This is a genomic window from Ferrovum myxofaciens, assembly GCF_013181415.1.
GTDB lineage: Bacteria > Pseudomonadota > Gammaproteobacteria > Burkholderiales > Ferrovaceae > Ferrovum > Ferrovum myxofaciens.
The window spans coordinates 1,741,180-1,757,774 of sequence record NZ_CP053676.1; the positions used below are offsets into that span (position 1 = coordinate 1,741,180).

General features: G+C 56.1%; 14 protein-coding genes. 4 read left to right on the forward strand and 10 right to left on the reverse strand.

All coding sequences use genetic code 11. The features are described from left to right. Positions 1-161 precede the first annotated feature (161 nt). The gene (locus tag HO274_RS08500) at positions 162-725 is read left to right on the forward strand and encodes a peroxiredoxin (RefSeq protein WP_273118736.1); all 564 of its coding nucleotides are present in this window, start codon (positions 162-164) and stop codon (positions 723-725) included. On the opposite strand, the gene HO274_RS08505 is transcribed toward HO274_RS08500, so the two are convergent. Both HO274_RS08505 and waaC read right to left on the reverse strand, forming a co-directional pair. After that, positions 714-1,967 carry a 3-deoxy-D-manno-octulosonic acid transferase gene (locus tag HO274_RS08505; RefSeq protein WP_273118738.1) on the reverse strand — a complete coding sequence of 418 codons (1,254 nt, stop codon included), beginning with the start codon at positions 1,965-1,967 and terminating at the stop codon, positions 714-716. The two genes, HO274_RS08500 and HO274_RS08505, sit on opposite strands and share 12 nt — an antisense overlap. Next, entirely contained in the window at positions 1,964-2,920 is a 957-nt protein-coding gene (gene waaC / locus HO274_RS08510; RefSeq protein WP_273118741.1) for a lipopolysaccharide heptosyltransferase I, read from the reverse strand. Before waaC ends, HO274_RS08505 begins: the two co-directional genes overlap by 4 nt. Positions 2,921-2,981: 61 nt before the next feature. Between waaC and HO274_RS08515 the strand changes: the two genes are divergently transcribed. After that, positions 2,982-3,761: a glycosyltransferase family 2 protein gene (locus tag HO274_RS08515; protein WP_273118744.1), complete on the forward strand. Its 780-nt coding sequence runs from the start codon at positions 2,982-2,984 to the stop codon at positions 3,759-3,761. Here HO274_RS08515 and msbA read toward each other — a convergent pair. From msbA to HO274_RS08555, 8 genes are read right to left on the reverse strand one after another with little or no spacing between them, the layout of a single operon-like run. After that, positions 3,755-5,500: a lipid A export permease/ATP-binding protein MsbA gene (gene msbA / locus HO274_RS08520; protein ID WP_273118747.1), complete on the reverse strand. Its 1,746-nt coding sequence runs from the start codon at positions 5,498-5,500 to the stop codon at positions 3,755-3,757. The two genes, HO274_RS08515 and msbA, sit on opposite strands and share 7 nt — an antisense overlap. 26 nt (positions 5,501-5,526) lie before the next feature. After that, positions 5,527-6,273, reverse strand: coding sequence for an adenosylcobinamide-GDP ribazoletransferase (locus HO274_RS08525; protein ID WP_031596806.1), 747 nt, complete (start codon positions 6,271-6,273; stop codon positions 5,527-5,529). Between the two features lie 5 nt (positions 6,274-6,278). After that, on the reverse strand, positions 6,279-6,839 hold the full coding sequence (locus HO274_RS08530; protein WP_035417254.1) for a histidine phosphatase family protein: 561 nt from the start codon (positions 6,837-6,839) through the stop codon (positions 6,279-6,281). Then, complete coding sequence (gene cobT / locus HO274_RS08535) at positions 6,836-7,888, reverse strand: nicotinate-nucleotide--dimethylbenzimidazole phosphoribosyltransferase (protein ID WP_031596811.1); 1,053 nt, start codon at positions 7,886-7,888, stop codon at positions 6,836-6,838. The genes HO274_RS08530 and cobT overlap by 4 nt, the downstream gene beginning before the upstream one ends. Then, the gene (gene cobU / locus HO274_RS08540; protein ID WP_031596813.1) at positions 7,885-8,421 is read right to left on the reverse strand and encodes a bifunctional adenosylcobinamide kinase/adenosylcobinamide-phosphate guanylyltransferase; all 537 of its coding nucleotides are present in this window, start codon (positions 8,419-8,421) and stop codon (positions 7,885-7,887) included. Before cobU ends, cobT begins: the two co-directional genes overlap by 4 nt. Continuing rightward, positions 8,411-9,292 carry a recombination-associated protein RdgC gene (locus tag HO274_RS08545; RefSeq protein ID WP_031596815.1) on the reverse strand — a complete coding sequence of 294 codons (882 nt, stop codon included), beginning with the start codon at positions 9,290-9,292 and terminating at the stop codon, positions 8,411-8,413. Before HO274_RS08545 ends, cobU begins: the two co-directional genes overlap by 11 nt. Positions 9,293-9,340: 48 nt before the next feature. Next, the gene (locus tag HO274_RS08550; RefSeq protein WP_051862168.1) at positions 9,341-10,825 is read right to left on the reverse strand and encodes a DNA recombination protein RmuC; all 1,485 of its coding nucleotides are present in this window, start codon (positions 10,823-10,825) and stop codon (positions 9,341-9,343) included. 12 nt (positions 10,826-10,837) lie between these two features. Beyond that, on the reverse strand, positions 10,838-12,487 hold the full coding sequence (locus tag HO274_RS08555; protein WP_035417285.1) for an OpgD/OpgG family glucan biosynthesis protein: 1,650 nt from the start codon (positions 12,485-12,487) through the stop codon (positions 10,838-10,840). A 116-nt stretch (positions 12,488-12,603) separates the two neighbouring features. On the opposite strand from HO274_RS08555, the gene HO274_RS08560 reads away from it, so the two are divergent. Together HO274_RS08560 and HO274_RS08565 are read left to right on the forward strand one after the other, a co-directional pair. Further along, a complete protein-coding gene (locus tag HO274_RS08560; RefSeq protein WP_273118756.1) occupies positions 12,604-12,822 on the forward strand; it encodes a heavy-metal-associated domain-containing protein in 219 nt (72 codons plus the stop codon). Positions 12,823-12,948: 126 nt separating this feature from the next. Beyond that, positions 12,949-16,593, forward strand: coding sequence for a bifunctional diguanylate cyclase/phosphodiesterase (locus HO274_RS08565; protein WP_051862173.1), 3,645 nt, complete (start codon positions 12,949-12,951; stop codon positions 16,591-16,593). Positions 16,594-16,595 lie beyond the last annotated feature (2 nt).

Genomic DNA, 16,595 nt, shown 5'->3' on the forward strand with positions numbered 1-16,595 from the left:
GTGCCTCCGGGAGGAATGAAATATCTTTTTGTCAATCCGCTATTGTAGCAAAATCAGGGGGGGAATCGTCTTTGGTTGCGGGTGCAGAGGCGGGTAATTCATTCGGGTGGCCGGAATTTCCAGGAACTCCTGTCCAGGTCCGAGGTCCCAAGGCATATTGGATGAATTTGAAATGGGCAGAGGGCGCTATGAAGGTCATGACGGTACTGTTCATGCTGTTGATTTTGGTCCTGTGGGTGATGCGCTCGGCCAATGCCTCGGAACTCCCCAGTGTGGGGCAGAAGGCCCCAGAGTTCAGCATAATGGATCAGAATGGAACACTGCAAAAATTATCTGATTATCAGGGAAAGTGGCTGGTTCTCTACTTTTACCCGAAAGACGAGACTCCGGGGTGTACCACGGAGGCCTGTGCCTATCGGGATGACATTCACAAAATCCAGACGTTGGGGGCGGCGGTGGTGGGAGTGAGTATCGACGACGCCAGCAGCCATGCTGAATTTGCGGACAAACACCATCTTCCTTTTCCGTTATTGGCCGATAAGGAAGGGACGGTGTCAAAAAGTTACGGATCAGAACGTACCCTGCTGGGCTACAAATTGGCCCGTCGTAATACCTTCATCATCGATCCCGCAGGCCGTATCGCCAAAGTTTATGTGGATGTAGATGCTGGAGAGAATCCTCAGGAAGTCATAGCAGAGTTGCATCGTTTGCAGTCAATGCACTAACTCGCGGACCAGGTCCAGCAAGGTAGCGGTAGCCCCCCGGTTCCGCTCGACAAAGCACCGTCCTTGCTCACCCATGGAGTGACAAAGCGTTGGATTTTCAAGAAATTCTTTGATCAGAAGAGGCAATTCATCCAAATTGGAAAATTGCCGAGCAGCGCCGCATTCCACTGCGGCAGTGCTGGCCTCGGCAAAATTGAAGGTGTATGGACCCAGCAGGACGGGGCATCCAACGCTGAGGGCTTCAAGGAGATTCTGACCCCCCAGAGGGAGCAGGGTGCCGCCCATGAGCGCATATTGGGCCAGACGATACCAGGCATACATTTCACCCATGCTGTCCCCGAGGAGAACCGTGGTCTCGGCAGAGAGGGGGCGCTGCGCCGAGCGCCGCTGGTAGGGAATATGCCTCGCTTCAAGCAAGGCAGCCACCGCGTCGAATCGTTGCGGGTGTCGGGGAACCAGCACCAGCAGATGGGGCGGAGTGAGTAGGGAACCGAGATGTTTCAGCAGGAGGCTTTCTTCTCCTTCACGGGTACTGGCTGCGATCCAGACCGTCCGGTTTTCTCCGATCATCTGACGGATTGGTTGAAAACTTGCATGATGTTCGCAGGGCAGGGGCGCATCGAACTTGAGATTACCCATGAGTTTCACCCGAGGGGCGCCCAGAGCTTCAAAGCGCTGGGCATCGGCGTGGGACTGGGCCGCAATGAGCGACAGTTGACCGAGGAGGGTGCGCGTCAGGGTCGGGACAAGGGCATAACGTCGTGCCGAACGTTCTGACAGTCGGGCATTGGCCAGAATCAGAGGAATATGATGGTGGTGGCACTCATGGATCAGGCGGGGCCAGAGTTCCGTTTCCAGAAGAAAGCCCAAAGTGGGTTTGAAGGTCTCTAAAAAACGCCCTACGGCGCCCGGCAGGTCGTAGGGTAGATAGACCCGTTGAATTCCCGGAGGGGCTTCATCGAGCGCCGTTTCTCGACCGGTGGGCGTGGTATGGGTCAACAGGAAGGCGTGGTTCGGGTATTGCTCGGCCAGGGATCGGAGGAGCGGCAAGGCAGCACGGGTTTCCCCCACCGACACGGCATGGAGCCAGATCAGAGGGCGAGATTCTGAGATAGAGTAGTGGCCAAGGCGCTCGAGCCAATGGAGGCGATAGCCGGGCTGTTGTCGACCACGCCACCAGAGACGGAGAAAAAACAGGGGCAGGATCAAGCGGGTCAACTGGGTGTACCAGAATAAATTCATGGCAACAACCGCTCCAAGGCAGAGAGGACTTCCGGTACTTCCGGGCATAAACCTTTTCCGCCCAGATTTACGGCCAGCATACTACCGAATACCCCTGTGGCTTGCGGGTCGGTGGCGGTGTACAGGGCCACCACCGGTCGGTGGAGCGCGGTGGCCAAATGGGAGAGACCCGTATCCACGCCCACCACAGCCTGGGCATGGGCCAATAGGCCAGCCAGAGCGGTCAGATCCAGCGTTGCCAGGGCCTGTGCGCCCACGATTTGGTTTGCCAGACGTTGAGCTCGTTCCCGTTCCCGTTCGTTACCGCCTGGGAGCAGGATGGTCAATCCTTGGGCAGAGAGCTGCCGACCCAGGGCAATCCAGTGAGTTTCCGGCCATTCCTTGTCACGGCGGCTAGTTCCATGGAGAAAGAGAACATAGGGTATGGCACTCAGGGTGCGTGGGCGAACCAGATCAGAACGCAGGCCATAGGTCACTTCTTTTTCCGGGGCGTAGCCCAGGGCAAGACCGGCCAGTGTGCGGTTGCGCTCCACGGCATGAAGATTTCTGGAAACCCGGAAGCGCTGCTGGTAAAACAGGCTGGCCAAGGGTTCGCGAATGCTGTGACGATCGTATCCCATTCGCAAGGCAGGACTGAAACACCCGACCAACGCACTTTTGACCAGACCTTGCAGATCCAGGCTGGCATCATGGTTCAGGGCCTCCAGAACCTGGCTCAACCGACGCCATTCGGCATGGGTTGTCGGTGCGAAAAGAGCGGTACGCCAGCGCCGCAAGGCCACGGGAATCACACGGCGGACTGCTGGATGCAGACGGGGCAATGCTGCGAAGGATTCTTCCACGATCCAGTCAATGGAAAGGGTGGGACAATGACGAGCCATGTCCGTCACAGCCGGAAAAGCGTGAACCACATCGCCCAGTGAAGAGGTTTTGATGAGAAGGAGATCAGTCATGCCGCCATTCTAGGGGACCTGACCCTGCTCGGCTAGTCGGAAGTGGAGTAGACTTGCCTCCATGTCACTTTCTGTCATCATCATAGCCAAAAACGAAGAGGCCGCCCTTGGCGCTTGTTTGGACTCGGTTCTTTGGGCAGAGGAGTGTATTGTTCTGGATGGGGGAAGTCAGGATGGCACGGTGGAACTGGCGCGCCAACGTGGCGCACGGGTAGAGATTGCAGCGGATTGGCCGGGCTTTGGTCCGCAGAAGAACCGTGCGCTGGCTCTGGCCTGTGGGGACTGGGTGCTTTCACTGGACGCGGACGAGCAGGTGTCCCCTGCGCTGAAAGCAGAAATATTGGCTGTCATGGCCAATCCTGAGGCGCTGGATTTGTATCGCATGCCCCGCTCTTCACGCTACTGTGGGCGTGCCCTCCGCCATGGCGGGTGGTGGCCCGACTATGTGGTGCGTCTCTTTCGCAGAGGCAAGGCCCATTTTTCTGAGGACTGGGTTCATGAACGGCTGGTTGGAACCGAGGAGGGAAGCATTGGAACCCTGAACAACCCGCTGGAACACGATACTTATGTTGACCTGGAAGAAGCCCTCGACAAGGCCAACCATTATTCGACGCTGGGCGCCCGTCAAGCCTATGCCAAAGGACGGCGTGCCACCCTGGGCAAGGCTTTGTGGCACGGATGCTGGGCATTTTTTCGAACCTTCATTCTGCGCCGCAGTTTTCTGGATGGAGGACAGGGCTTTTTGTTGGCCGTCTCCAATGCCTATGCGACCTTTTACCGTTACGCCAAACTTTGGTGCCTAGATCAACCGGAGTGCCGGTCTTTTCCTGTGGATCACTGATCCAGAACTTGCAGGCGTTGTAATTTGGCGTAATGTCCCTCCCGATCCATCAGTTCTCGATGGGTTCCTTGCTCTACGATACGCCCCTGATCCAGCACCACGATGAGATCGGCTTTTTCAATGGTGGAAAGGCGGTGCGCAATGACCAGAGTAGTGCGTTGTTCCATCAGGGTATCGAGGGCTGCCTGGACGGCACGCTCGGATTCACTGTCGAGGGCCGAAGTGGCTTCGTCCAGAATCAGGACCGGGGCATTTTTGAGGAGGGCGCGGGCGATGGCAATACGCTGCCGTTGTCCACCGGACAGACGCGCCCCGTTTTCTCCCAACAAGGTTTGAAATCCATCGGGTAGTTGTTCGATGAATTCCAGAGCATGGGCCGCGCGGGCCACCTCGCGCAACCGTTCCAGCGAGGTTCCGCGCAGGGGGCCGTAACCGATGTTGTGGGCCACGGTATCGTTGAACAGGACGACTTCCTGGGTGACGAGGGCCAGATTGCTGCGCACGCTGGCCAGGGTCAAGTTCGCAATAGGATAGCCATCCAGAAGGATGCGTCCTGACGTGGGGTTGTGAAAGCGGGGCACCAGACTGGCCAATGTGCTCTTACCACTGCCTGAAGCTCCCACTAGAGCCACGGTTTGACCGGCCTGGATCTTTAGACTGAAGGAGTCGAGGGCTAAACGATGACCCCGCGGATAAGCAAAACACACCTGATCAAAGTGTAAGTGACCTTGGGCGTGTTCCAGTACCTGGGTTCCTTCGTCTGTCTCGGGGGGTTGATCAATCAGGGCAAAGACGCTTTCTGCAGCAGCCAGGCCCCGCTGCAGGGATTCGCTCAAATCGGAGAGGCGCTTGACGGGGGCCAACAGCATGATCATGGCCGTGATGAATGAAACGAAGCCACCCACCGTGGTTTGATCGGTACCTGCCTGCCAGGTGGCCATGCCGATGATGAGGGCGATGGCCAGGGCCGCGAAGAACTGGACAATGGGAACATTGGCTGCACTGGCCGCTGCCTGCTTCATGCTCAGGCGACGCACCCAATTGCTGGTTTCATGGAAACGGTCAGTTTCAACGGGGATTCCCCCAAACACCTTGATGACCTTCTGGCACTGGATCGATTCATCCAGTACGCTGGTGAGATTGCCCATGGCGCTCATGGTGTCGCGATTGATATGACGCAGGCGCAGATTGACTTTTCGAACCACCCAGGCGATGGGCGGGGCCACCAGCAGGGTGACACTGGTGAGTTGCCAATTCAGGTAAATCAACCAACCCATCAGGCCCACGACCACAAAACTGTCGGTGACCAGATTGGTCAGCACGGTGGTGCTGGCCTGCATGACCTGATTGGCGTCGTATACCAACTTCGAGATCAGTTCTCCGGTACTGTGGTCATCGAAGTAACGAGCAGGCAGATGGAGCAGGCGCCCGAACATTTGTTGGCGCAGGTCCATGACCACTTTGTTTCCGACCCAGTTCATAGCGAATTTGGCAATAAAATTGGCAATGCCCCGTACGAAGAACAGTCCCATCAACATGAGCGGCACCCAATGCATCCAGTGCGGATCCTTGTGCACGAAACTTTTGTCGAGCATGGGTTTGAGCAGGGCCGGCAGGAACGGTTCGGTGGCCGCAGTAACCACCATGGCGCCGACGGCACCGAAAAATTCCCAACGATAGGGGCGCACATGGCGTAACAGGCGGGAATAGAGGGAGGTGGTCCCAGGCAGAAGGCGCATGGTATGGGGAAGTCGATCCTAAAGTCCTAATTATGCGCTACCAGAGCCAAAGTGACTACCGTGGCACTTTCCACCAACTCTACCAGTGCGCCCGCCGTATCCCCGGTGGTGCCCTGAATTCGCTCCATGAGTTTTTGGTGCCACCAGTAACCGATGACCCCGGCCACCAGAATGGCGCCCAGACCGGGTCGTCCAAAGCCGATCAAAATGCTGACCAGCGTCATGATGCAGACTCCCCAGACCGGGGTACGTGGCATATGCTGGGAGATTGCTTCTCCCATCCCGCCTGGGCGGACGTAGGGTGTGGTCAGAAACAACAGACATAGGGCGGTGCGGCCCAGGAGTGGGGGCAGCAGCAGAAAACCCGGGGCAATGCGCGCATCCAGCGTGATCAGGGCCATGGCTTTGACCAGTAACACGAGGACCACACTGACCACAGCAAAAGAACCACAGCGAGGGTCTTTCATGAGATTCAGAATGCGGCTCCGGTCCCCTCGGCCACCCCCAAAGGCATCTACTGAATCAGCCAGTCCATCCAGGTGCAGTGCTCCGGTGAGTCCGACCCACAGGACCAGAATCAACGCGCCGGACAAATTGGAGGACACTCCTAAAAAAGAAGTGAGTGCACACATTCCGGCCAACATGGCGCCAATGATGGCCCCCACAGCGGGATAAAAAAGTAGACACTGCCCCTGCTCCTGAGGAGTCGGGGGAGAATGGATGGGTACGGGCAGGCGCGTCAGGAACTGCAGGGCCAGGCCAAAGGTTCGCAGGGGTTTCACGCGGGATGAGACTCGTTTTTTGTCCAGTCGTTCACAACATGCAAAGAGCCATGGGGAACCGGATAGGTCAAAAAATCGCTACGCCGGGTTTGATTCAGTCGATGATGCAACAGACGGATGACGCCGCCATGGGTAATCAGTAAAACTGTTTGGCCTGCGCACTGCTGCCCCAATTCAATCCAGCCGGCTTCGACACGCTCGCAGAAATGCTCGAGGGTTTCCCCTTCGGGGGGGGGGTGTTGCCAGGGATCCCGCCAGAATGCGGCCAGTGTTTGAGGGTCTTTCTGGATCAATTCGGCTGCTGTATGCCCTTCCCAGAGTCCGAAATCCAGTTCGCTGAAACGTTCATCCACCGTCAGCGGGAGCCGCAGACGGGTAGCCATGTTTTTGGCAAAGCGCTGGCAACGTTCACGGGGAGAGCATAGGATCCGATCTCCGCGCCAGAGGGCCACGGACTGTTCCATTTGTTGCCACCCCAAAGCGGTGAGCGGATCATCCAGACGTCCCCGAAAACCACTGTGCCCAGTGTCTCCATGGCGCAGAAGAGAAAAGATCACAACTTCTCCGAAACCGCAGCTTCGGCAAAGGTGGCCATTCCTTCATGGAGCGCACAGGCCAGACGCAGCAGGGGGATGGCGCTGGCGGCGCCACTGCCTTCGCCCAGGCGTAGTCCGAGGGATAATAGCGGGCGTGCATCCAGTGCTTCGAGAATGGCCTGATGACCTGGTTCGGCCGAGCGATGTCCATACAAAAACCAACGGGCTACCCCGGGATTCATGCGTTCTGCCGCGAGGGCTGCCACACTGCTGATGAACCCGTCCACCAGAACGGGCAGACCCCGTTGGGCGGCAGTACAGTAGGCTCCGGTGAGGGCAGCAATTTCGAATCCTCCTAGATATTTCAGGATGGCGTAGGGAGAAGTGAGCGCGCGCTCATGTTTCAACAGGCTTTGGGCAATGATCTCGATCTTGTGGGAAACCCCCGCTGTGGCCAATCCGGTGCCCGGGCCCGCCAGTTGCTGAGGAGGAAGATCGAGCAGGACGCAGGCCATGGCAGTGGCGGAAGTCGTATTGCCAATGCCCATTTCTCCCCCGATGAAGAGGTCTGCGCTGGCCTGCAGTGCGGCTTCGACACGGTCTCGTCCGGCACCCAGCGCCGCATGGCATTGGGCTTCAGTCATGGCCGGCTCATAAAGAAAATTCGCCGTGCCGGGACCCAATCCCAGATGATGCACGCCGGGCACTTGCGTCAGGTTCTGGACCGTGCCCAGATCGATGACTTCGAGGGATGCACCCAAGGTTCGAGCCAGCACGCTGATGGCTGCACCGCCACGGGCAAAGTTCTTGATCATTTCACCCGTGACGGCCTGGGGAAAGGCGGAGATATTTTCTGCAGTAATGCCGTGGTCTCCTGCAAAGATGCTGATCCACACCTGCTTCATGTGCGGACGTTCCCGCCCTTGGGCGGCGGCCAAGAAACAGGCCAATTCCTCCAGTTGACCTAGAGAACCGGGCGGTTTGGTCAGTTGTGCCTGGCGCTGGCGCGCCGCCAGACGAGCAACTTCATCCAGAGGACGGGAGGGTAGGGTCAACCAGTCAGGAATCATGAGTGTCCTTTCAAAAAAACGGGAAGTCCGGCGACCATCAAAAGAACCGGGTCGCAGAGGGTTGCCAGAGCCTGATGGAGGCGACCGGCCTGATCACAGAAACGACGAGTCAATTCTCCGAGGGGGACGATGCCTAATCCGGTTTCATTGCTGACCAGAATCAATGTGCCTGGCAGGGTGGGGAGGAGTGCCAGAAGAGCATCCTGTTCACGTTGTACGCACTGTGGGTCGGAATCGAACAGCAGATTGGTCAACCACAGCGTCAGACAGTCCACCAGAATGAGACCCTCGGGATGCGCATGGGCACGCAGGGTACTCGCCAAAGCCACAGGTTCTTCGATCACTTTCCAGTGGGCCGGACGAGTTGCGCGGTGATGTGAAATGCGCGCGCGCATTTCCTCATCCTCGATTCGGGCAGTGGCCAGATAGGTAACCGGACGAGCGCTGTGTTTGGCCCATTGTTCAGCCTGGGCACTTTTACCGGAACGAACGCCCCCGAGAATCAAAACTCGCTGTGGGACATCAACGCTCATCCACACCGTCCAGAGCTTCCACCAAATCCCGGATCAAGTGAGAAAATTCGCTGGTCATCAGGGCGAAATCATTGTCGAAGGCTTCTTCACTGGCGTTTGAGCCTTCACTCAGAATATCGAGCGGGGATAGGCGTCTCAGTTGAAGGGCTTCATCCAGCACAAAAGAGATTTTTTGCCCCCAGGTCAGGGCAAGACGGGAAACTTCCTTGCCTCCTTGCACATGTTGCCGGATCTCTGACCCTTCCAGAGAGTGGTGGGCATAACGCACTTTCATGCGTTCATCCTGGCGGGCGCGCAATTCACAATCCTGGTCGATGGTGAAAACTGAGGGAAGGGTATCTTCCACCAGCCATTGAGTCATGGCCGTGACCGGAGACAAACGGGTGCACAGGGGGGCAGCACTGAACTCCACCCCGCATTTCCGCAGAGTCTCCAGCACTTCCTCGGCACGTCCAAGATTGGCGCTATCCACGACCAGCCACTGGTTTTGCGGATCGATCCAGGCGTAGGTTTTGCGTTGTACGGAAAAGGCGCGGGGAAGCAATTCATCCATCGCCTCGTCCTTGATATCCTTCATCTGTTTGCGTCCTGGTTTATAGCCACGGGTTTGTTCGAATTCTTCGGCGCGGTGGCGTGCCTGTTGGGCAATGACGGAGGCAGGCAGAAGTTTTTTTTCGATGCCAAGACAAATCAGTAGGTGGGGTGGCAGGGTATAAACGAAATCTTCGTCATTGGGGGGGAGCCAGCCGCTGCATTGCAGATCACTTCCCGTACAGGATTGAAGGGGGCGATGTGACAACCGTTCACTCAGGGACTCGGCCGAATCCTTCCAGGTGCTGAGTCGATAAAGCACAAGATTCTTGAACCACATGGTCAATCCCCGCAAAGGATGGAATTCTACCAGAAGGACGGTGGACCCTCACGGGAGCGATGGATTCTCCGAGGGGGCATCCAATTCCAGTGCGGCTTTTGCCACCAGTTCCTCGGGCAGACGAGCCTGGATGGATACCCCCAGACGTTCGAATTCGCGCGCCTGAGCAATCAAATTGCCTTTTCCAGTATGAAGTTGACCATAGGCCTTGTCGTAGACGGCGCGGGCTTTTTCCAACTCTTTGCCGACCTGTTCCATGCTGGTGACGAAGCCCACCAGTTTTTTATAGACTCGACTGGCACGTTCTGCCAGTTCAGCGGTATGGGCATTCTGTTCTTCGAAACGCCACAGTTGGCGAACGATATTGAGACTGGTCATGAGGGTGGTGGGAGTGGCGACCAGAACATTTTTTTCGATGGCCTTCTGGAACAAACTGTCATCGGCACGCAGGGCTTCCACGAAGGCTGATTCGATGGGAATGAACATGAAGACCATTTCTGGGGTATTGAGCCCCGGCAGTGTGAAATAGGAACGGTCGGACAGTTCCTGAATGCGTGCGGCCACTGCCTGGACATGTTCTTTCAGGGCAATGGCGCGTTCTGCGTCCTCTTCTGCATTGACGTAACGGGTGTAGGCGTTGAGGGAAACCTTGGCGTCGATGACCAGATGTTTGGACTGAGGCAAATAGACGATGACATCAGGACGGCGTCGCCCTTCCTCTGTGGTAAAACTGACTTCCCGCCGGTAATCTTGACCTTCACGTAATCCCGAGCGGTCCAGCAGGTTCTCCAGAACCAGCTCGCCCCAATTCCCCTGTTTCTTGGCCTGGCCCTTGAGGGCCGTGGCCAGTTGATGGGCCTCCGCGCTCATCTGCTGGTTGAGCGCCTTGAGGTGCCCCAATTCGGCTTTGAGTTGAGCCTGCTGCTCCGTATCACGACGGTGGATTTCTTCCACCTTCGTGCCAAACTCCCCCAGCCGTTCCCGCAAGGGATTGAGCAGTTGACCCAGGGCATTTTCGTTCTGTTCTTTGAAATGACGGGATTTTTCTTCCAGGATGTCGTTGGCCAGGTTCTTGAATTGCAGGGATAATTCATCCCGTGCTTCCTGCAGAAGAACGATTTTCTCTCCTGCCTGAGTGCGTTCTGACTCCAGTCTGGTCTGCAATTCTGCAACCTGGGCCAAGTGCTGACGATGTTCGTTGACCTCGTTCTGGAGGTTTTGGCGCGCTTCATTCAACTCTTCTACCAAGCGTTGGCAACGGGCTTGTTCGGCGGTGAGTTCGGCGGATAGGCGGCCCTCCTGGATGTGCCAGTGATGTTCGTGATCGCGCGCCTGATTCAAGGTTTGTTCCAGTTCGCTCAAACGCCTTTCCAGTTCAGGCAGTCGACTGGCCCGTTCCATCCATTGAGCCCGTTCCACCGCCCCTTCCGACCGTCCTTTTTCAGTGCAAACTGCCAGTCGACTGCGCCAGATCAAACTGGAAAACAAGGCTCCCAGCACCAGGAAAAGAATCCCAACAACGACAACCTCCATAGGGGAACTTCCTCAAGTGGGCAGATAATGATAGAGCCAGGTTTCGCTCAAGGTGTCATTTCCCCGCTTCAGATATAAACGGATATCCACGGGATCGTTTCCTTCTACTTCGGTCAAGTCGAAGAGTGCGCGCCATGATCCGGGCTGGCCATTGGGGACGGGTTCCGTGGCGGCATTCAGGATACGTCCGCGGGAAGGCGTGATGACGGCTTCTGGCGCATTCCCTGAGGGGAGATGGAACAGTTCGCCGCCCTGAAAAACTACCTCGAATTTATGTGTGCCCGGTAACCGATGAGCGGGTTCTCCTCCTCGTCCGATTCCGGTACCGACGCAGCGCGCCAGAGATGTGGCAAAGGGCTCATCGGCCTGCCAGTAGAGACGGTAACGCAGGGAATGCTGAGATCCGGCGCGCGCTGGGGCAGCGGGGACCCACATGGCCACGACATTGTCGTACAACTCTTCCGTGGTGTGGAGTTCCACTAATCGAACTGTACCTTTACCCCAGGGATTCAGGGGTTCGATCCATAAACTGGGGCGCCGTTCGTAATGTACGGCATCCAGGTATTGATCGAAATGACGTTCACGTTGAATCAGGCCAAAGCCCTTCGGGTTTTCATCGGAAAAATGAGATACCTCGAAGGGCAATCCCCACTCGAACTCCTGCTGGGGTGATCCTTTTGGATTTTTGTCGGAAAAATGAGATGTCTTGATGCTGTAGGGATTGATCAGTGGTCGCCAAATATGTTCGTTGGTTCCAGTCCATAAGGAAAGTCCATCTGAGTCATGGACCTGTGGTCTCCAGTCCTCTTGAAAGGTCTTGTCTTTATCGGCAAACCAGTACATGGAGGTCATGGGAGCCAGACCAAATTGGTCGATGTCACGGCGCAGAAACAGTTCCGCCTGGACGTCCATGATGACACCCTTGTCCCGGGTGAGGGTAAAATGGTATGCCCCAGAGAGACTGGGGCCGTCCAGCAGGGCATAGACCGATACTTCCCGGGATCCCGGTTGAGGGGGGGCGAAGTAAAAGTGCGTGAAGAGAGGGAATTCTTCCTTCTGATCCTGGGTGGCGGTATTGACGGAAACCCCCCGTGCCGAAATGCCATACTGGTATTCATCGCCAATGGTGCGAAAATAGGACGCGCCCAGAAAAGCCGCCCAGTCGTTGCTGCGCCAGTCCGGCCCGGAGCCGTTGCGGCTTTCCTGAATGCGAAATCCGGCGAACCCTGCCGGGTGGCTCAATTCCTGAGCCGGACTATGCTCGGGCATGTCAAACAGGTGTTTGTCAAAGAGTATCTCCCGCGCTTCGGTGCGCGCGTGTTCGTTTTCCATGGGTTGGTCGAGACGGTACATTTTGACGGGAAAGGGGAAAAACTTGCCCGGATGAAAAAAAGCGATGGCATAATCTCCAGGACCGTCTGCAAAAAGTGCGTGGTCCATCTTGAAATGGATCTGACCATGGGCATCCCAGTCGATACGGTCAACGATGGCGGCATCGGGAGACAGGGGAGACGCATAGGGTTTCTGAGCCTGTTTTTTGGCTTCGGCACACAATCCCTCCCAGGAAAAGACTGTCCCCTGTCCCAGATTCAGATTATTGGGTTCAGCCTGTGCAAGGCGGGTGAAGAGGGGACTGGCCAGTAAAGTACCGAGGGTACCCATAAAGTAACGGCGATTCAGAAACGACATGGTGTTCTCATCCTTGGCAATAGAGGAGGTTGAATGGGTATAGTATAACCTCCTGCAAAGTTATCTCGAAGGCATGGGGAGGGCATTTGATGAACAACCGTCAATCCGGGGAATTGAATTTGACCGTGACAGGCATGACTTGTCAGGGTTGTGTGGGCACGGTTCGCCGTGTCGTGAGTACCGTGCCAGGAGTCGAAGACCTCGCCATCGATCTGGATACTGGATTTGTTCAGGTACGTGGTGAAGTGGATGCTGAAGGGGTGATGGCCGTGATTCGGAATGCCGGCTACGAAGTGTGCCGAGCCTGATTTTTCGCACCTTATTCAAGGGAATTTGTTGAGGATTTCCTCAAAGGATTACTTGATCCTTGCGGTTCGGTATAGGACAATGGGCGTTACTTGGAGAATATGCAATGAAGTGGTACTGCGGTTGACATGAAGGAAGAAGGTCTGCATCTTGCTCTGATGCATTTTTCAACCCGTATTTTGCAGTCCTTGGCACAGGGAGAGCAGGCGGTTTCTCTGGCCGAGGAGATTTGTGTCTTCGCCGAATCGGTGCTTCCCGAACGGATTGCATCCATGGGGATCGTGGATGAGAACGGGCGCCTCCAGATTTTGGCGGCGCCCCACGCGCCACCCGAACTGATTCAAGCATTTTCGGATCTCATTCCCGGACCCCATGCAGGATCCTGCGGGAATGTCATTTATCGTCAGGAACCGGTGGTGGTCAGTGACATTCCCCGTGATTCGCGCTGGGATGATCTGCGCGTTCAGGCGGAAACCTGGCAATTGAAATCCTGCTGGTCCTGGCCGGTGCGCAAAGGCAAACGACTGATTGGAACCTTTGCCTTGACGGGGTTGGTGGAAGGCGATCCCAGCGCGGATCAGATTGGCCTGCTGGAATCCTGCGCTGCATTGGCGGGCATGGTGCTGATTCATTCTCTGCCTCTGCTGCGCCAGGAAGATGAAAATCAGCGTCGTCTCTATCGGGCTTTGTTCGGTTCCGTCGAGGCCTTGATTCAATATCAAAGTGATCAGGAAATGCAGCAGAGTCTCTGCGCCAGCCTGACGAACGACACCATTTTTAGCGCTGCCTGGATCGGACGACCCGGACCAGATGACTATTTTGAGGTGATGGCTAAGTCCGGGGTTGGGGCACGCCAGATCATCGAGGCACGCCCCCGATTGACTCAAGCCGAAGATGCCCCGATCATCGTGCGGGCTTGGCGAACGGGGCAGACTGTTCTATCCAACGATACCCTGAGCGATGCTTCACTGCATCATTGGCATGCGCTCTTTACCAAAAACCGTTGGCTCAGTTTGCTGGCCACCCCCATCCGGAGGGGTGAGGAACTTTGGGCTGTCTTGGTGTTGGCATCACCCCGTACTGATACCTTCGACGAAGACACGTTGGGGCTCTGTCTGAGGGTAGCCGCCTTGCTCAGTCGTACCCTCGAAGAACACGATCTCAAGTTGCGTATCCACGCCTTGCAAATGGAAGATTCCCAACTGGCGCGCACCGATAGTTTGACGGGGCTACCCAATCGTCTGGCTTTGGAAGAATACCTGCCCAAAGCCATGGCTCGGGCCGAACGGCACAAACGGGTCGTTGCTCTGGGCATGATTGATCTAGACGATTTTAAACCCGTCAATGATCGTTATGGCCATAAACAGGGCGATATTCTTTTGCAGGAACTGGCGCAACGCCTGTGCCACAAGATTCGGGAATCAAATTATGTTGCCCGCCTTGGGGGGGACGAGTTTGTGGTGGTTTTCGAGGATCTGGATGAAAACCAGGTCCAGCACGAACTTGGTAGCGCGTTGGCCCGGCTCCACCAGGCCGTGGAATTGCCTTTTCATCTGGAAGGATCGGAAAGTGGCGTGATGATCGACATGACCATGGGGGTGGTGCTCTACCCAGGGGATGCGGAGACACCGGAAGAATTGATGCGTAAAGCCGATGCTGCCATGTACCACGCCAAATTGCGCAAACATGAACGAGTGCAATGGTGGGTTTTAGGTTCGGTGCCCATGGAAGAACCTGCCCCCGAGGGTCCTTTTGATCCCTTTGGCAGTGAAGCGCAGTTTCTGCTGAGTCTGGTGCAACCCCACCTGGAACAGGTCACGGATGAATTTACTCGTTCGTTTTATGAGGACATGGAACGGGATGAAAACACTCTCGAGATCCTGCAGGCCTTGGTGGATGATGAATATCTGGAACTGAAACGTAGTCAATCAGCGTATTTGAGTTTCTTGATCGATCCTGCGACAACCTATGAGAAGATTAAGTCCCAGGCAGCCCGGTTGGGACGGGTGCATGCCCTGATTGGCGTGACGGGTGCCTGGATGACTCGGGCCATGAGTTTGTATCGCGGATTGTTGCGCCGCTATCTGGATACCTTGTCGCTGGTGTCGCGGGAGCGTTATCGTGCCTTGCGCGTGATCGATGCGCGGTTGCAAATCGATGTCGAAGGTCAACTGGACGCCATGCAACAAACGGCAGATCTCTATGGTACCTATCACTCTCGCCCGCTTGATTCCCTTTCGGTTCAATGGCTGGAGGTGGCCCAGTCCGAATTGGAAACGCTGTCTTCATTGCCGGGCATTCTGGTTGGACAGGTATTTCGTCCTCAGGCTGACGGGGTATTTGCCACGGAGTTGAACGCAGGGAGCAAGTCCCAGGCATTGGAATCCATCCTGCAGTTACCGGGTATGCGCCCCATTCTGGATACACGGTCTGAAGCAGGACAAGGATTGATCGCCCGTGCCTGGCATTCGGGGCAAATCCAGTGCACCGATGCTTACATGATGGATGTGCGAACCCATACCTGGCACTCGTCTTTTCGTTCTCTGGGCATCCGTAGTGCGGTGGCCATCCCGATTCGGGGGCTACAGGAAATGGAGTTTGTCCTGATCGTGCTGGGTGCCTATCCCCATCAGTTTTCTTCTGGCTGGATGCGTACGTTCATTACTTCGCTACAGAATCGTTGGGAGCAGTTGGTGCGATTGAACCATGCCAACCGATTCCCGGTCATGGATTCGCACCAAGCCGCGATTTACCGCGAACGTTTGCATTCCGGAGGGTTGTGTCTGTTTATGCAGCCTGTGGTGGAACTGAAAACCGGTGCCCTTTTCAAAGTGGAAGCTCTGGCGCGTTTGACTATGCCGGATGGAAGTCTGGTCATGCCGGGGCAATTTCTGACGGCGTTGCGTTCTTCCGATCTCGATGCATTGTTTCGACAGGGGCTTGCCCAGGGACTGGAGTGGGTCCGGGAATGTCGTGGGGAGGGACTCGATTTTCCTTTGTCCCTCAACCTGTCTCCCAGTACCTTGTTGCACCCGTCCTGTGTCCAGTGGGTCGAAGAGGCGTTGCGCAAAAATGAAATTGCGCCGGCTCAACTGACGCTGGAACTGTTGGAAAACCAGGATTTTGACCAGAGCACGGTGGATGAGGCCATTACTCAATTGGAACGGTTGGGCGTGAAGTTGGCCATCGATGACCTGGGGTCAGGGTTCAGCAGTTTGAAACGCCTGGCCAGTTTGCCCTTTGACGTCATCAAGGTGGATCAAGCCATGGTGCGGGATATTTTCAGCGAGCCGCTTAAAACCCTGAGCCTGATCCGAACCATCATCCAGATTGGTTATGACCTCGAACGGGTGGTGATCGTCGAAGGAGTGGAAAATGAAAGCGTTCTGGAAGCGGTGACCCTGTTGGGGGCACAGTATGCACAGGGCTATGCCCTGGCGTTTCCCATGCCGAAGGAAGAACTGGTATCCTGGGCCGGACAGTCTCAAAAGCCGGTACCCACGGGAGATCCTTTGCGGACCTATCTGGGCGCTCTGGCACACCATTGGCGTTACATGCAACGTGTCGGCAAGCGTAGAGAGGTGGGTATTCATATGGCGCTGGAGTCCTGTCCCCTGACGCACTTTCTTCGGCAGAAAGGATTGGAGGGGGAGGCCGTGGCTCAGTGGCATGCACAGGTTCATGAAACGAATCTCGCAGAAATACGTCAACAAGCCAGTGAACGCCTCAAGGATTGGTTGGTAGAGCAGGTTCGGTCAGAAAAAAATATTTGATA

Coding starts and splice junctions, on each gene's coding strand:
- cobT (WP_031596811.1), bottom strand. CDS start 7,888: ATGATTCCTGACTGGTTGACCCTACCCTCCCGTCCTCTGGATGAAGTT.
- waaC (WP_273118741.1), bottom strand. CDS start 2,920: ATGACTGATCTCCTTCTCATCAAAACCTCTTCACTGGGCGATGTGGTT.
- cobU (WP_031596813.1), bottom strand. CDS start 8,421: ATGAGCGTTGATGTCCCACAGCGAGTTTTGATTCTCGGGGGCGTTCGT.
- HO274_RS08550 (WP_051862168.1), bottom strand. CDS start 10,825: ATGGAGGTTGTCGTTGTTGGGATTCTTTTCCTGGTGCTGGGAGCCTTG.
- HO274_RS08560 (WP_273118756.1), top strand. CDS start 12,604: ATGAACAACCGTCAATCCGGGGAATTGAATTTGACCGTGACAGGCATG.
- HO274_RS08515 (WP_273118744.1), top strand. CDS start 2,982: ATGTCACTTTCTGTCATCATCATAGCCAAAAACGAAGAGGCCGCCCTT.
- HO274_RS08565 (WP_051862173.1), top strand. CDS start 12,949: ATGAAGGAAGAAGGTCTGCATCTTGCTCTGATGCATTTTTCAACCCGT.
- HO274_RS08505 (WP_273118738.1), bottom strand. CDS start 1,967: ATGAATTTATTCTGGTACACCCAGTTGACCCGCTTGATCCTGCCCCTG.
- HO274_RS08545 (WP_031596815.1), bottom strand. CDS start 9,292: ATGTGGTTCAAGAATCTTGTGCTTTATCGACTCAGCACCTGGAAGGAT.
- HO274_RS08500 (WP_273118736.1), top strand. CDS start 162: ATGAATTTGAAATGGGCAGAGGGCGCTATGAAGGTCATGACGGTACTG.
- HO274_RS08555 (WP_035417285.1), bottom strand. CDS start 12,487: ATGGGTACCCTCGGTACTTTACTGGCCAGTCCCCTCTTCACCCGCCTT.
- msbA (WP_273118747.1), bottom strand. CDS start 5,500: ATGCGCCTTCTGCCTGGGACCACCTCCCTCTATTCCCGCCTGTTACGC.